A 610-nucleotide genomic window follows, 5' to 3' on the forward strand; every position below is an offset into this window, starting at 1 on the left:
GGTCATGCTCTATGAACGCCGCAAGCGGGCAGGTGCCTGAGCCTGTTTGGAATTCTACTCTCTGAGCGGTGTGCGCGTCACGAAGCCCTGGATTCTGCGCGGCCTGTGGCGCGGGCCGAGAGCAGTGCGAGGAACAGCGCAGCCAGCGCCAGCACCGTCGCCGTCTGAAAGGTGACCTGCATTCCCCGGGCGGCGGCCTCGGAACTCAGAAGACCAATGCCTTCGTGCCCTTCGGCCGATGCGACGGCGAATATGGCGCCCATCAACGAGGCGCCGGTGATGAGCCCGAGATTGCGCGAAAGGTTGAGCAGACCGGAGACGACGCCGCGCTGACCCGCGTCAACGCCGGTCATGACGGCTGCATTGTTCGACGTCTGGAACAGCGCGTAGCCGATGCAGGTGACGGTGATCGCAACGACATAGCCGGCAATGCCGAATCTGGTCACGGCGAGCGACAGCAGGAACGTGCCTGTCGTGAGGCTGAGCAGGCCTGCGACCATCATCCTATGAGCGCCGAAGCGGTCGGTCAGGCGTCCGGCCACCAGCGCCGACAAGGTCGAGACGAGCGGGCCGGTCGACAGCACCACACCCACCATTGCAGCATCCAGCC

Annotated in this window: 1 protein-coding gene; it reads right to left on the reverse strand. The window is 65.1% G+C overall.

Going from position 1 to position 610, the window contains the following annotated elements; translation table 11 throughout:
- Window positions 1–77: 77 nt before the first annotated feature.
- The coding region (locus tag EOA13_RS37465; protein WP_127298065.1) for an MFS transporter at window positions 78–610 on the reverse strand (533 nt) is incomplete at its 5' end.

This window comes from Mesorhizobium sp. M7A.F.Ca.US.011.01.1.1 (assembly GCF_003998295.1).
GTDB lineage: Bacteria > Pseudomonadota > Alphaproteobacteria > Rhizobiales > Rhizobiaceae > Mesorhizobium.